Origin of the sequence: Rothia terrae, assembly GCF_012396615.1 — a bacterium.
GTDB lineage: Bacteria > Actinomycetota > Actinomycetes > Actinomycetales > Micrococcaceae > Rothia > Rothia terrae.
In genome coordinates this window covers 71,851-87,022 of sequence record NZ_JAAXPV010000002.1, presented here as the reverse complement: position 1 = coordinate 87,022, position 15,172 = coordinate 71,851, and the positions used below count along the sequence as shown (strand labels likewise).

The window sequence follows — 15,172 nt, the reverse complement described above, 5'->3', positions numbered from 1 at the left end:
TCCCCCTTACTTGTCCATAACGTTAAGGTTCGGGTTGCGGTTGAATTCCTCGCCCAAACGACCCGTGTTACCCTCATCAGCCAGAGCCTTCATCTGCTGGTCGTATTCTTCCTGAGATACAACTGCAACATTGAACAGCATCTCGGAGTGGTACTCGCCGCAGAGCTCAGCACATTTGCCAGCGTAGAAGCCTTCTTCATGCGTGGTGAAGTACATGTGGTTGGTCTGACCGGGGATAGTATCGCGCTTTTCAAGGAACGCGGGAACCCAGAATGAGTGGATGACGTCGCGGGTCTTGAGCTGCAGGTCAACAGTCGAGTTAACAGGCAGGTACAGAGTGGGAAGGGTTTCTTCAACACCTTCGTCGCCCTGCTTATCCAAACGAGCCTGAACACCTGATGAATAAACATTTTCATCGAGGTAGTTGAAATCCCATGCCCACTGCTTGCCGTAGACCTCGACAGTTACATCTGCCTGATCAGCCTTAGGTGCGGTAATCGCACGTTCAGCTGTATCGGAGAAGCTGAAGAGGCTCACAATCAAGATGATGGGAGCAATGGTGTAAAAAATTTCCAGCGGTGCATGGTATGCCAGCTGGCGAGGGTAACCGATTTCGTTTTTACGGCGACGGTATGCAATGAAGCACCATAGCATGAGGCCCCAAGTAATGAGACCAACGATCAATGCTGCGACCCATGAACCGATCCAAAGATCCATGATGAGGTCAGCATTATCGGTCACACCTCGATGGGTGGGCAGCCAACCCACCTTTGCTTGATCTGAACATCCAGTCAGAAACAATGCGGAAGCCAGGGTAACTGATGAAATCTTCAGACCCTTCAGCTTGCGGCTGCTGGTTCGATGCTGCGAACTCACAGACGGCCCTTCCTTTTGCGGTGTGCGTGTTCTTGGAATACTGCGTGTGGACAGTATTAGCACAAGATTTAAATACTTTCGAATACGAGCTTACCCGTATTTCATTCATTGTGGTGACACTCTGTCATGCAAACCTCGTGTCATTTCAAAGTATTTCTTAAAAATATTGATTTTTAACGAACTTGTGGGGTCGCAACTAGGTTGCTCCCCCACAAGTTCGTTTTAATCAAGCGATGATTTAGTGGAATGAATCACCACATGCGCATGATCCCTGCGCATTGGGGTTATCAATTGAGAAACCCTGTTTTTCAATGGTGTCTTCAAAGTCGATGGTTGAGCCTTCGAGGTAAGGTACGCTCATACGATCGACGATAACTTCCACGCCGTCGAAATCGCGTGTTGCGTCACCATCAAGTACACGTTCATCAAAGTACAGCTGGTAGATCAGACCGGAGCAGCCACCGGGCTGGACCGCTACGCGAAGACGCAAGTCAGTGCGTCCTTCTTGCTCCAGTAAAGTGCGTACTTTAGTTGCTGCAACATCGGTGAGGTTGACGCCGTGGGTTGGAAGTTCAGTAGCTACATCAGTCATATGTAGCTCCTTTCTCTCAGCAGGTAAGCAACGAGCCTACCTAAAAATTTAATATTGCTACCGGAGTTAACTTTATGCGGGTTTGATTTATTCCGCTACCGCATAGCCCCGTGCGGGTGATTTAGCTGTTACGGCTCAATGCGCTTAACATCAACGCTTCAGCAACTATCGCTTTCTCAAAATCGGGAACGTACAGGGATTCATTCGCACTGTGTGCCCGAGTATCGGGGTCTTCAATTCCGGTGATAAGGATTTCTGCAGTGGGGAAGACTTCCTTCAGGTCGGCAATGAAGGGAATTGAGCCGCCTAGGCCGGTGCTCACGGGGGTAACACCCCATGCTGTTTCAAATGAACGCAGAGCTAACTGAGCGCCCGTTGAAGAGGTATCGGTGCTAAAGGGAAGACCGGAATCATCCGCGCTGTAACTGATTTCAGCACCCCATAAATCGAGGTTTTTGAAATGCTTCTCAAGAGCTTGGTGAGCCTCTTGCGGATTACTGCCTGGAGCGAGACGAACGCTAATTTTTGCAGTCGAACGTGACGCAATAGTATTCGATGCCCTATCAACATCAGCAATGTTCATGCCGATAATTGAGATTGCTGGCTGCGTCCACAGGCGTGATGAGAGCGAGCCTTCTCCTGCAAGGCGCATTGAGTTGAGGATTCCAGAGTCAGTACGGAAATTCTCTTCAGTGTATTCAACTTCTGGTTCAGATCCACGCACTAAACCTTCAACTGCAACTTTACCTTTAGAGTCATGGAGTGACGCTAAAGCGCGAACCATGACAGTGTGCGCATCCAATAACGGGCCACCAAACATCCCTGAATGAACGTCATGATCTGCAACTCGAACACTAATTTCACCGCTAGCGACACCTCGGAGACTGGTGGTCAGCGCAGGTACACCCTTCTGCCAGTTTGTAGAATCAGCTACAACGATGACATCCGACTGCAGCTTATCGCTGTAGGTTTCTAAGAACGACGCGAAACTGGGTGAACCAGCTTCTTCTTCACCTTCGATGAAAAGAGTGACGCCGGCATTAAAGTCAGCTCCCATCGCTTCTTTGACAGTTTCAAATGCAGTGAGATGTGCAACCACACCTGCCTTGTCATCTGCCGCACCGCGGCCGAAGAGCCTATCCCCTACCTGTGTAGCTTCAAACGGCTTAGTTTCCCATTCGTTTTCATCACCGACCGGTTGAACATCGTGATGAGCATACAGAAGAACTGTGGGATACCCCGGTTTAGCGGGCTTATGAGCTACTACCGCAGGCATGCCCTCTTTGGCGTCTTGGCCATAAGTAGCTGTCAGGATTTCTGCGCTCTCAAACCCGACTTCCAAAGCCAGCTCTTTAACTTTTTCTGCGCTTTTATGCACCTGAGTCCGGTCAAAAGCTTCCCACGCAATGGAGGGAATCGCTACCAAATCAGACAGTCGCTTCATTGCGATATCCAAATTGTCGCTTACTTTCTGAGCCAACTGCGGAGGGTTCGAAAAATCAAATTCTGGTGAGATATTCATATCTTTAGACTACTCTCGATACACATCAATCTCATATCTTCGATATTCTTGAATAGTGTTTGGACGTAATAAAGATAAGACTCAGGGACAGCCATCAACCCGTGGCTCTGTGAAAGCTCCCTCGCAAGAACCTTCAAAGTTAGTTAAAGCGCCGGCAAGGGACGATGTTAAGACCAGCCCCAAGGTTGCTAAGGAAACTAAATCGAAAAAGACTACGCAACCTAAGGGACGTCCTACCCCCTCGCGTAAGGAACAGCAAGCTGCGCGTCGTCAGCCCTTGGTGCCCGAAGACCGTAAGGCTGCTAAAGAAGAAGAACGTAAGATAGCACGCGAAAATCGTGCGCGTGAACAACGAGCTCTGCAGACCGGCGATGAGCGATATCTGCCTCTGCGTGATCGCGGTCCTCAGCGTCGTTTCATTCGTGATTTTGTGGATGCCCGTTACAATGTCGGTGACTTTGTGCTCATCGCATTGGTTGCGGTTTTCTTCGTAACTCTTTTCGTTGCACGCTACCAGTTGATTGCGACTGCCATCATGTGGATTATCATCCTGCTGTGGGTACTCGATACCTGGTATGTATGGCGGAAGATTAAAAAACGCCTTATTGCTAAGTTTGGTGAGGTTGAGCCCGGTTCAGGAATGTACACCATGAACCGAGTTCTCATGATTCGACGTCTGCGCCTTCCTAAGCCTCAGGTTAAGCGCGGCCAGTACCCAGCATAGATTTGATAAAAGCTAAGGGTGAGTAAGCAAATGCTTACTCACCCTTTTGTTGTATTAGCTATGCACCTTTACGTATTTTAAGAAGCTCCCGGTTGATGTGATGTGCCCATAACGGTCCCTCATAGAGAAAAGCGGTGTAGCCCTGGACTAAATCAGCTCCAGCATCCAAACGTTCTTGAACGTCGCGTCCGGTAGTTACACCACCTACGGAGATAAGAGCGAGCTGGTCCCCCACAGTGCTTTTGAGCAGTTTGAGAACTTCGAGGGAACGGCGTGCTACCGGTACTCCTGACAATCCGCCAGCACCTATCTCATGAACCTTATTCATATCTGAGGTCAGGCCCAGGCCTTCACGCGCGATGGTCGTATTGGTAGCGATGATGCCGTCAAGACCAAGCTCTATAGCCATCTTGGCTACTTCGACAATATCCTCATCAGCCAAATCGGGGGCAATCTTTACAGTTAGAGGCACCCTACGATCGGTCACTACACGATCTGCCTCTTCGCGAACTGCCTTTAGCAAGGGACGAAGCGTCTCAACAGCCTGTAGATCACGAAGACCCGGAGTGTTAGGTGAGCTGACATTGACTGCAAGGTAGTCTGCCTGCGGCGCTAAAGTGCGAGTACTAACGAGATAATCCTCAATAGCCTGATCGAACTCGACAACTTTAGTCTTACCAATGTTGACGCCGATGATAGGACGCGTCTTGCCTGCGTATTCATGATCAAAATCAGCGCGAGCAGCTGCCACTCGCGGGCCTACCGTAGCAGCACCGTCATTATTAAATCCCATACGGTTGATGACAGCCTTATCTTCGACCAAACGGAAAAGACGCGGTTGAGGATTGCCCGGCTGAGCTTGCCCCGTCACGGTACCCACCTCAATATGGCCAAAGCCAAGATTAGCTAATGCTGCGATGCCCGCTCCGGTCTTATCAAACCCAGCGGCAAGACCAAAGGGCGAGGGAAAGTCCAGACCCATCACAGTGGTCTTCAATGAGGGATGCGGCGCTAGAACCTTGCGGCCAATATTGCTGACACCGGTTTTGCGAAGTGTGTTAACACCCCAGAAACCCACGTGGTGAGCTTTTTCGGGATCCATCGGCGTAAAGACCAGTTTGAAAAGAGTAGGGTAAATGCGCATAACGTTGCCTAACACGAAGGTATGGGGTGCGATATCAAAACCTTGACGCGGTTTCTACTTACTAATTTTATCGACCGCGCCACCGTAGCGCCTGTCACGCAACGCGTATTCTTCTACAGCTTTCCACAAAGTTGTACGATCAACGTCTGGCCATAGAACATTCATGAATACCATCTCTGCGTATGCGCTTTGCCAGAGCAAGAAATTAGAGAATCGTTGCTCTCCACTGGTGCGTAGAAACAAATCAACATCGGGTAGGTCAGGTTCATCAAGGTATTTTTGAAATACCTTCTCATTGATAGATGTGGACTTCAGTTTGCCGTCAGCAACATCCTGAGCAAGCGCTGCTGCAGCGTCAGCTATTTCCGCCCGTCCACCATAGTTAACACACATCACCAGTGTGCAGACTGTGTTGTTCTTAGTTGCTTCTTCGCACTCTTCGAGGCGTTTAATCACAGACTTCCATAGTTTAGGACGTCGGCCTGCCCAACGGATGCGCACGCCCCAGTTATTCAACGTCTCCAGCTGGCGGTCTAAAACATCCACTGAAAACTTCATAATGAAGCTGACTTCGTCAATGGAACGCTTCCAGTTCTCTGTGGAAAATGCGTACGCGCTTACACAGTCGATTCCCATTTCAATGGCGCCAGCAACAACATCGAGTAATGCCGCCTCCCCCGCACGGTGGCCTTCGTTGCGAGGCAAGCCACGCTGATTAGCCCAGCGCCCATTACCGTCCATAACAACAGCCACGTGTCGTGGAACAAACTGAGTGGGAATAGCCGGAGCGACAGCTCCGTTAGGGTGTGCATAGGGTTTAACTGGCATGAAAATCCTTCAGCGCTACTTCAATCGATCTGATGGGTTTTTCTACGTGCCATTGGAGATACCGCGTTAATAACTCCAACGAACGTAGCTTGATGCTCTGCTGTATCTGAGAATCAACCTGTTCCCATCGCCCAGATGAAACATCATCAATATAAGATTTTACGTCATCGGAAAAAGCCAACAGCTTCTCGCCCACCATTGAGGCGCACGAAGTGCAGATACCACTAGAACTTGCTGAGAAGTAATTGATATCTTCCTGGCGTCCGCACACAGAGCACTGATACACCTGTATGTCCCAGCCCGATAAGCGCATCATTCGCGAAATGAATGAATTGAGTACATCAATGGGCTGATGGACATTTCTTGCGATAGCTGACAGGGCACCAGCCAGTAAATTGAAGCTCTCTGTGTAAGTTTCCGCGTCATACACCGATAATTGTTCAGTGATTTCAACCAGTGCCAGACCCGTCAAGTAGGCAGAATAATCACCCATAATGGACGAAGTATAAGCACGACGAGTTTGAACTTGCGAAACTGTCTCTAAATTTTTACCGGCTACGAGTGAAACGTCTATCAGCATGAAGGGCTCTAGGCGCGCACCGAATTTCGAGCTGCTTCGTCTTATCCCCTTAGCGACGGCATGAACAATACCGCGTTCACGGGTGAACAAAATAATGATGCGATCGGCCTCCCCCAATGGTTGGGTTCTGAGAACGATCGCAATATCCTTATGGGACTTTGTGGAAAGTGCTGATGAACTCACACTTATTATTATTCCTTACCGAGAAAGCTCAACTGGGTACAAGCGAAAACCGGGAGCTAATATTTTCACATCTGCTCCCGGTCTCTTATCTCAGTGATGAAATTATGCAATTTCAGAATCGCGTAGCGCGCGATTAACGGCACTCACCATTGCTTTGAGGGATGCTCGTGTTGTCGAGTTATCAATACCGATACCCCACAGAACACGACTACCTACAGCTGCTTCAATAAAGCTTGCAGCTTGCGCATTGGAGCTGGCTGCCAGCGTATGTTCTGAGTAATCAAGCAAACGAACGTCAATACCCTCTGCAGACAGAATGTTCTGCATCGCATCGATAGGTCCGTTACCGCGTCCGGTGCGTTCACCTCTCTTGCCATCGATAATGAGACCGACCTTCAAGAAGGTATCGCCATTATCCTTTGAATCAATATTGATGGAATCGAGACGGTATTTACCCCAGCGACCATCGTCACCCTGGGATGGCAAATACTCATCAGTGAAGACCTTCCACAGGTTTTCACTGCTAATCTCTCCACCGCCGCTATCGGTGCGTGCCTGAACCACCTGTGAGAACTCGACCTGAGCACGACGCGGCAAATCCAGGCCATAATCGCGCTTGAGCAGGTACGCGACGCCGCCCTTGCCTGACTGAGAATTCACACGAATAACAGCCTCATAGTTACGACCCAAGTCCTTAGGATCAATCGGCAAATACGGAACAGCCCAAGCCAACTCATCAATGGTTTTACCGGTTTGAGCCGCTTCAGCTTCCATCGCCTCAAAACCCTTTTTAATAGCGTCCTGATGCGAACCTGAGAAAGCTGTAAACACCAAATCGCCGCCGTATGGCGAACGTTCATGAACCTTCAGTTGGTTAGCGTATTCGACGGTGCGACGAATCTCATCGATGTTAGAAAAATCGATTTCCGGGTCGATACCCTGAGTGTAGAGGTTCAAGCCGAGAGTTACGAGGTCAACATTGCCGGTGCGCTCGCCGTTGCCAAACAGGCAACCTTCAATTCGGTCGGCTCCTGCGATGTAGCCTAATTCAGCAGCCGCAACGCCCGTGCCGCGGTCATTATGTGGATGCAGGGACAGAATAACATGTTCACGATTGGTCAGGTGACGGTTCATCCATTCAATTGAATCCGCATATACGTTGGGGGTTGCCATCTCAACGGTGGCTGGAAGGTTGATGATAACCTTACGGTTTTCGCCAATCTTCAGCTCATCGGTAACAGCGTTGCACACGCGAACAGCAAATTCGAGTTCTGTGCCGGTGAAAGATTCAGGTGAGTACTCATAGGTAATTTTTGTGTCAGATACCATCTGCTCTTCGTACTTCATGCACAAACGAGCACCGGAGAGCGCGATGTCCAAGATACCGTCTTCGTCCTGACGGAAGACAACCTTCCGCTGCAAAATTGAAGTTGAGTTATAGAAATGAACAATCGCCTGAGGAGCGCCTTCAATGGCTTCAAAAGTTCGCTGAATCAGATGTTCTCGCGCCTGAGTCAGCACCTGAATTTTGACGTCTGAAGGAATATGGTTTTCTTCAATTAACGTACGCACAAAATTGAAGTCAGTCTGTGATGCCGATGGAAAACCTACTTCAATTTCTTTATAACCCATCTTGACCAATAGATGGAACATCGCCAGTTTGCGGTCAGTATCCATGGGGTCGATCAGCGCCTGATTGCCGTCACGAAGGTCTACTGCGCACCACTGCGGAGCTTTAGTGATGACGTTATTTGGCCAGGTGCGGTCAGGCAGCGAAACCTTAATTTGCTCTTGAAACGAGCGATACTTGTGAAAAGGCATGGATGAAGGCTTTTGTGCGTTGGTCATGATGTTCCTTCCACCTAAAAATCTTTAATGTGTGAACGTGGTCGTGTACGACGAACACCGCAACGAGAGACGACCTGGTATTCAGACCTCGTTGCGGCTCATAAGCAACAGCAAATGTATAACCGAGTTCACATTCTCAACGTATCAGAAAATCTGGCCGGCAAAAGATGAGCTTCCGGAATTCTCAATATTTGAACAGAGAGAGGGTGAGGACTTATGTCCTCACCCTCTGTGGATTTTAGTAAGCAAATGCCTGCTGACAGGTTTGCTGATCTGCTGTTTGGCCGCTGGCTCCGCCGGCAATCTCGGTTGAATTATTGCCGACCTTTTCACCGTCAGTAAAGTCAGTACCAACAATAACCTGAATGCCAGTAACTGCTGCCGATTCAGCTACTTCCTTGATACCCAGCTTGTCAGCAATCTGCTGAGCTTCATTGTCGTACCCGGGCTGGAAGTACAGAGCTGAGGCAGAGTATTGGCTATCCGCCTGGGTGGAAGATACAGAGGTATATCCCAAATCCTTCACGATCTTTGAAATATCCTGATCGCGGTTATCTTTGCCCGAACCGTTCAAAACGGTAACATGCGCTGTTGTGTAGTATTGAATTTGCTCCTCAGTAGGAGTGGACACAGATGCAGACGAGGAACTTGCGGCGGGCTCCGCTGGCTGTTCTTCAACTAAGCTCTTGTCGTCTTGCAAACGTTTGAAAACGGTATCCGCATCGGCTGAAATCTGCAGCTTATTAGCATCGAGATCATAGGGCTCGGTAGGAACTGTCGCAAATACAACTTTGCTGAGATCGACCTGCCCAAAGATACTTCCTAAACCGGCAAGGGTTTTGATGCTGGTAAGACCCTCGTCAACCGTTACATTCTGAGTAATCGCCTCTGCAATGTTGACTACCCCGCCCGGGTTGGTAAGGGTTCCTTCGGCTTGTACCTTACGCAGAAGAGCTGCTAGAAACCCCTGCTGAGCCTTGATGCGACCGGTGTCGGAACCATCGCCAAAACCGTGTCGTGAACGCAGAAACGCTAAGGCCTGCTCACCTTCAACCGATGAGGTACCCGCCGGCAATTTCAGACCGGAATATGAATCGTCGATAGGCTCATTGACACATACTTCGACGCCACCAACAACTTTGCTGAGCTCTTTTACCGCGTTGAAATCCACCAGCATGAAGTGATCAATATTCACTCCGGTGATCTGTGAAATTGTGGCTACGGTGCAGCCCGGGCCACCTCGAGTGAGCGACTCATTAATTTGAGTAGCCTCAGTTGCGGGATACACAGTTCCAGTTTCAGGGTCCGTGCACTTTGGAATATCTACCATCAAATCGCGCGGGAACGATAGAGAAGTGATGTTCTGACGGTCTGCACTGATTTGAATCAGCATCATCACATCTGAACGAGCACCGGAGGCTTGGTCAGATGCATCCCCATAATTTGAATTAGAACCAGCTCGAGTGTCGGAGCCGATCAAAAGAATGTCAAGAGCTCCATTTTCAAGCTGAGAACTAGCTTCTCCCAGATTTAGGCTTGCGGTATGCACGTTGTTCTGAAGGCGCATAAAAATAAAGCCGGACAGCGCTACTACAAAAACTAGCATCGACGCTACAGCAAGCGCTAACCAGCGGTATCGGTGGGAACGCACCGCCTGGTTTTGCATATGACGACCAGCGCTGAGCAGACCTGTGTCAGAGGTTTTATGAGATGCCATCAACGAACTTTCTTAACTCACTTCAAACGGATGCAGTATTCAAGGGTAACCGCATAACCCCGGTATTACCTGAAGAAGGCCTAAAGAATGCTTAGAACCCTAGACGTCCTAACGCCTTGGGATCTCGCTGCCAGTCCTTAGCTACCTTAACGTGGATATCTAGATACACCTTAGTACCCAGCAATGCCTCGATATTCTGGCGGGCAGTTGCACCGATTTCACGCAGTCGTGACCCACGTTTGCCAATGATGATAGCTTTTTGTGAATCACGTTCGACGTATAGATTGACATGAATATCTACCAAGGGGCTGTCCTCCGGACGTCCCTCGCGAAGTTCCATTTCTTCGACAGTCACCGCAACGGAGTGGGGAAGTTCATGACGCACCCCCTCCAACGCTGCTTCGCGAACGAGCTCCGCCACAAGTGTCATCTCGGGCTCGTCCGTTAGCTCCCCCTCAGGGTAAAGCGGTGGAGAAACAGGCATATGAGAGGCAAGAAGTTCAGCAACCTGCTCAACCTGGAAACCTTTGACAGACGACACGGGTATAATATCGGCCCATCCGCCTTTTCCGTCATTCACCGGGGCATCAGAGCTTGCTTGAGATTTACGACGCTGAGCTGCCGGGCCAGAATCCTTACGGAAAGCCAGATTGGTATCGCCCTTTTTACGTGGCTGCTGACGACGCTTGCGTTCAGCACGAGTAGCGCGTTCTGCGCTCATAATTTCTTCGCCTAAACGAGAAACCTCAAGTAGCTGAATAGCCAGTTCCTCCTGGCTCACAGTGTCGGCTTTAGTGACAATCGCAACGACTGGCTTGTTGCCGGATGCCGCCAACTGCTGAGCGATATACCGATCGCCTGGGCCAATCTTCTCGTTTGCAGAAATGCAGAAACCGATAACATCCACCTCAGCCAGAGTTTCAGCCACCATGTCGTTGAGGCGCTCGCCGAGAAGAGTTCGAGGTCTATGAAGACCGGGGGTATCAACCAGAACTAGCTGAAAATTATCACGGTGCACAATGCCGCGAATGGTATGACGTGTAGTCTGAGGGCGGTTGGACGTAATTGCAACTTTCTGTCCCACTAACGCGTTAGTCAGAGTTGACTTACCTGCGTTGGGACGTCCGACCATCACAGCAAAGCCTGCTGTAAAGTCCTCCGGGAAAGAAGCAAAATCCATACTGTCACCTTCGTAACGATAAAAACAAAATAACTAAGGGCTAACTCTACAGCTTATCGATTGAAAGTGACACGCTTTTTCTTGCTTTAGCCAGTGTGAATCTCAACCAGTATGGGGAGAAACGTCAATACGTTTCTCCCCTGTGAACAACAAAATTATGGATGCGCTACTACGTGGTCTTCTGGTTCGTGAAGTCCTGGTTCAGCCCACACCAGCAAGGTTGCAATCTGGTTGCGACGTCCCTGGGTGCCGATAGCACGAATGTGCAGGCCCTCCACCGTGACTTCGCTTCCAACTATTGGCACGCGTCCTAGATGCTTCGAAAGCAGACCGCCAACAGTATCAACATCATCGTCTTCAAGATCGATACCGAACGTCTCTCCCAGTTCAAAGACACTCAAACGAGAACTAATCTTGAAAGTGCCATCTTCTTGCATGACCACTTCAGGCTTTTCATTGTCGTACTCGTCAGCGATTTCACCAACCAGCTCCTCAATCAGATCCTCAAGTGTCACCAAACCGGACGTGCCACCGTATTCATCGATGACAATTGCAACGTGAGTGGATTCGCGCTGCATTTCTTGAAGGAGCTCAAGAGCGCGCTTAGACTCCGGCTCAAAGCGAGGTTCGCGCATAATTTCTGCAATGGAAGGCAGAACTCCCCCAGCTCGCGCTTTAACAAAAGCCTGGGTCGCGTCCTTCAGATAGAGCAGTCCGCGTACGTCATCCACATTTTCACCCAGGACAGGAACGCGTGAATAACCTGAACGGAGCATGAGATTCATACCATCGTCCAAAGGCTCATCAATACCGATCGTCACCATGTCGGTACGTGGAACCATCAATGAACGAATAAGAGTCTCATCCATTTCAAAGATGGAGTGAACCATCTGTGCCTCGTCATCTTCGATTGCATCGGTAGTGTTGGCGCGGTCAACAAACTCGCGAAGCTCATCTTCAGTAAAAAATCCGGCCTTGTTTTCAGCCTCAGACGGGTTTACCTTGCGGCCCCATGCCAATACCAAATCGGGCAGTGGTCCAAGAATTGACCCCAGAAGATAAGTCAATCCACCAAAGGTGCGCAACACACGATACGGATTTGATCGACCCCGGTATTTGGGGTGGGCACCGAACAAGACAAAGCCCACCAAGCTCATCACAATCACTGTGATAATCGCCGTTACCCAGGGGCGGTTATCTGTAAAACGATCCACAAGCACGTAAAACAAGACGATGGACGCCGTCTCAAAGATAACTTTCCAAACTCTGGTTGCGAACATGAAGCGTTCGGGCTCATCCACCAGACGCATGGAACGCTTGGAACGAGCAGATTCCCTCAGCCGGTCAGAATCAGAACCTGAGATATAGGTAAAAGCTGTTTCAGTTGCAGTTAGGACATAGCAAAGAAAAGCTAAAAGGACGCTTGCCGCAAATAAACCTAGTGAAAGCATCATTGCAGTTAGTGCCTCGTTTCAACGGGAGCTGGTCGACCTAAAAACTCCTCAAGAATTGAGCGCTGAATCCCGAACATCTCTGCCTCTTCTTCAGCGGTGGCGTGGTCATAGCCCAAACAATGTAAAATTCCGTGAACTGTCAGCAGACAGAGCTCATCGCTGGTGGAGTGACCAGCATCAGCGCCCTGGCGCGCGGCAACGGGTGGACATAGCACGATGTCGCCAAGCATACCTTCAGCCAGTTCATCTGCTGTGCCTTCGGTCATCTCATCCATTGGGAATGACATGACATCTGTTGAGCCAGGCAAATCCATCCATTCAAGGTGAATTCGCTCCATCTCTTGCTCCCCCACGATATTAATTGAAAGTTCAGTAGCAGGAGACAGATATAACTTGTTGAAAGCAAAATCCACCAAACGAGTCAGCTCTTCTGTGCTTACTTCAGAAAATGCCTGCTGTACAAAAGAGTTAGCTGTGGCTGGGACTTCCTCAATCTCAAATTCTGTGGCCATTGGTTATTTCTCGCCCTTCGAAGTATCAACGCCTGAGCGCTCCAAAAGTTTTTCTGCTGCAGCCTCGATTGTCGCGCGTTTTACTTTGCGGTTGCGCTTTCTTTCCATCGCTGTTTTGTCTTCATCCCATTGGTCATAAGCAGTCACGATATCTGACACTAACGAGTGACGAACGACGTCCACAGATTCCAAGATCGAAAAATGAATATCCTCAACGTTTTTCAGAATCTCGCGAACCTGCTTTAGACCCGAGGCCTGACCGTTGGGCAAATCGATCTGCGTCACGTCGCCGGTAATCACCATTTTTGAGCCGAATCCCAAGCGGGTGAGGAACATTTTCATCTGTTCCACCGTAGTATTTTGAGCCTCATCAAGAATGATGAAAGCATCATTGAGGGTGCGTCCACGCATATAAGCAAGCGGAGCAACCTCGATGGTTCCAGATTCCATCAGTCGTGGAATGGCTTCGGGATCCATCATGTCGTGCAACGCATCGTACAAAGGGCGCAGGTAAGGATCGATCTTATCGTTGAGCGATCCCGGCAGAAAGCCTAGCCGTTCCCCGGCCTCAACAGCCGGACGCGTCAAAATGATGCGGTTAACTTCTTTAGCTTGCAAAGCCTGAACTGCTTTAGCCATCGCGAGATAAGTCTTACCGGTACCAGCTGGACCAATACCGAAAACAACCGTGGCATCATCAATAGCATCAACGTATGTTTTTTGGTTAATAGTCTTGGGGCGGATGCTTTTGCCGCGCGAACTTAGAATATTTTGGCTCAAAGCTTCAGCAGGAGCCGCCATCTCGACAGCTAGCATTTTGAGCATACGGGTCACAACTTCTTGCGAAATGATTGAACCGCTGTTTGCTAATATGCGTAGCTCGCCCAACAAACGCACCGTAGTAGCAACTGTCTCTGACGGGCCAGTGACCACTATATCCAAATCTTTAGGGCGCAAAGAGACACCTGGGAACTGCTGCTCAATGAGCGCCAGAGATGAATCATGCGGACCTAGAACGGAAACCATCTCTGTACGATTTTTGAATGAAAAAGTACGAGCCACAGACAATGGACGTGATGATGAAGTGGAATTAATAGTCATAAAAGAATTCGTCCCCTATGGGACTTGCTCAGAGCTCCTAGCCTGAAAAGTAAGTGTTAGTACTACAGTACAAGTTTTAGAGTCAACGAGATAGAAAGTGTGACTCGAGAAAACGAGCATCTGGCAATGTTTACCAGTGCTTCACCGCGATGTTTACAGCCGATAGCGCTGCAATACCGGCTGTTGAGCTTCGCAGAACTTCTTGTCCTAAGAGCGTAACCTGCGCACCTGCTTGCACAAACGCATCCAGCTCTTCAGGGGAGATTCCGCCTTCAGGCCCCACCACTACATAAATTTCTTCGGTGCTTGAGAGATTAGTATCAGCTAGAACAGAGGTGAGCTGCTGATTGCCTTGCTCGTGAAGTATGAATACAGCTGCATTTTCGCCCGTCACCTCGGCAATCGTTTGGGTAAGCTGCTTTGACGTGTGAAGGTCATACACCGTAGGAATCAGCGACCGGCGAGATTGTTTAGCTGCGGCAGAGACAACATTTTGCCATTTGGCATGAGCCTTCTTTGCACGTTCGCCCTTCCACCGAACGATTGAACGGTCAGCTTGCCAAGGAATAACACCGGCAACACCAACTTCAGTAGCCATCTCAATGGCCATGATGTCACGATCGCCCTTTGCTAAAGCCTGGACAAGGTAAAGCCGAGGAGACCGTGACTCGTGCGCCATTTCGATGACGCGGATACTCAAACCTTCAGGCAGAACAGACTCTACGACGCCAACAGCTCGCATTCCTTCGCCATCTGCAACATCAACAGACTCCCCAGATGAAAGTCGCTTCACGTTTCGTGCATGATGACCTTCTTCGCCGCTGAGGGCAATGAAACTTCCAACCTCAACCTTTGATAATTCTGAAGGCTCAACATAAAAAACTGGTGACGTCATAGCTTAGCCTGTGCCT

14 protein-coding genes are annotated in these 15,172 nt (G+C 49.5%); 1 reads left to right on the top strand and 13 read right to left on the bottom strand.

From position 1 onward, the window contains the following. Positions 1 to 6: 6 nt before the first annotated feature. The 3 genes from ctaC to HF984_RS01535 form a co-directional block, all read right to left on the bottom strand. Positions 7 to 876: an aa3-type cytochrome oxidase subunit II gene (gene ctaC / locus HF984_RS01545; protein ID WP_168613924.1), complete on the bottom strand. Its 870-nt coding sequence runs from the start codon at positions 874 to 876 to the stop codon at positions 7 to 9. Between the two features lie 238 nt (positions 877 to 1,114). Beyond that, entirely contained in the window at positions 1,115 to 1,468 is a 354-nt protein-coding gene (locus HF984_RS01540) for a HesB/IscA family protein (RefSeq protein WP_168613923.1), read from the bottom strand. Positions 1,469 to 1,589: 121 nt separating this feature from the next. Continuing rightward, a complete protein-coding gene (locus tag HF984_RS01535; protein WP_168613922.1) occupies positions 1,590 to 2,990 on the bottom strand; it encodes a M20/M25/M40 family metallo-hydrolase in 1,401 nt (466 codons plus the stop codon). A gap of 55 nt (positions 2,991 to 3,045) precedes the next feature. Between HF984_RS01535 and HF984_RS01530 the strand changes: the two genes are divergently transcribed. After that, on the top strand, positions 3,046 to 3,714 hold the full coding sequence (locus tag HF984_RS01530) for a DUF3043 domain-containing protein (protein ID WP_228008027.1): 669 nt from the start codon (positions 3,046 to 3,048) through the stop codon (positions 3,712 to 3,714). A 58-nt stretch (positions 3,715 to 3,772) separates the two neighbouring features. Here HF984_RS01530 and HF984_RS01525 read toward each other — a convergent pair whose 3' ends face one another. The 10 genes from HF984_RS01525 to HF984_RS01480 all read right to left on the bottom strand — a co-directional run bounded on the left by HF984_RS01525 (position 3,773) and on the right by HF984_RS01480 (position 15,156). Next, a complete protein-coding gene (locus HF984_RS01525; protein ID WP_168613921.1) occupies positions 3,773 to 4,858 on the bottom strand; it encodes a quinone-dependent dihydroorotate dehydrogenase in 1,086 nt (361 codons plus the stop codon). 54 nt (positions 4,859 to 4,912) lie between these two features. After that, positions 4,913 to 5,686 carry an isoprenyl transferase gene (locus HF984_RS01520; RefSeq protein ID WP_168613920.1) on the bottom strand — a complete coding sequence of 258 codons (774 nt, stop codon included), beginning with the start codon at positions 5,684 to 5,686 and terminating at the stop codon, positions 4,913 to 4,915. After that, positions 5,676 to 6,449 carry a DNA repair protein RecO gene (gene recO, locus HF984_RS01515; RefSeq protein ID WP_168613919.1) on the bottom strand — a complete coding sequence of 258 codons (774 nt, stop codon included), beginning with the start codon at positions 6,447 to 6,449 and terminating at the stop codon, positions 5,676 to 5,678. The genes HF984_RS01520 and recO overlap by 11 nt, the downstream gene beginning before the upstream one ends. Before the next feature lie 102 nt (positions 6,450 to 6,551). Next, the gene (gene leuA, locus HF984_RS01510; RefSeq protein ID WP_168613918.1) at positions 6,552 to 8,297 is read right to left on the bottom strand and encodes a 2-isopropylmalate synthase; all 1,746 of its coding nucleotides are present in this window, start codon (positions 8,295 to 8,297) and stop codon (positions 6,552 to 6,554) included. Positions 8,298 to 8,535: 238 nt separating this feature from the next. After that, the gene (locus tag HF984_RS01505) at positions 8,536 to 10,014 is read right to left on the bottom strand and encodes an LCP family protein (protein WP_168613917.1); all 1,479 of its coding nucleotides are present in this window, start codon (positions 10,012 to 10,014) and stop codon (positions 8,536 to 8,538) included. 91 nt (positions 10,015 to 10,105) lie between these two features. Next, positions 10,106 to 11,194: a GTPase Era gene (locus tag HF984_RS01500; RefSeq protein WP_168613916.1), complete on the bottom strand. Its 1,089-nt coding sequence runs from the start codon at positions 11,192 to 11,194 to the stop codon at positions 10,106 to 10,108. 155 nt (positions 11,195 to 11,349) lie between these two features. Continuing rightward, on the bottom strand, positions 11,350 to 12,648 hold the full coding sequence (locus HF984_RS01495) for a hemolysin family protein (protein ID WP_247596397.1): 1,299 nt from the start codon (positions 12,646 to 12,648) through the stop codon (positions 11,350 to 11,352). A gap of 5 nt (positions 12,649 to 12,653) precedes the next feature. Continuing rightward, on the bottom strand, positions 12,654 to 13,160 hold the full coding sequence (ybeY, locus tag HF984_RS01490) for an rRNA maturation RNase YbeY (protein WP_168613915.1): 507 nt from the start codon (positions 13,158 to 13,160) through the stop codon (positions 12,654 to 12,656). Between the two features lie 3 nt (positions 13,161 to 13,163). Continuing rightward, on the bottom strand, positions 13,164 to 14,261 hold the full coding sequence (locus tag HF984_RS01485; RefSeq protein ID WP_228008025.1) for a PhoH family protein: 1,098 nt from the start codon (positions 14,259 to 14,261) through the stop codon (positions 13,164 to 13,166). A gap of 130 nt (positions 14,262 to 14,391) precedes the next feature. Further along, on the bottom strand, positions 14,392 to 15,156 hold the full coding sequence (locus HF984_RS01480; protein WP_168613914.1) for a 16S rRNA (uracil(1498)-N(3))-methyltransferase: 765 nt from the start codon (positions 15,154 to 15,156) through the stop codon (positions 14,392 to 14,394). Positions 15,157 to 15,172: the final 16 nt, after the last annotated feature.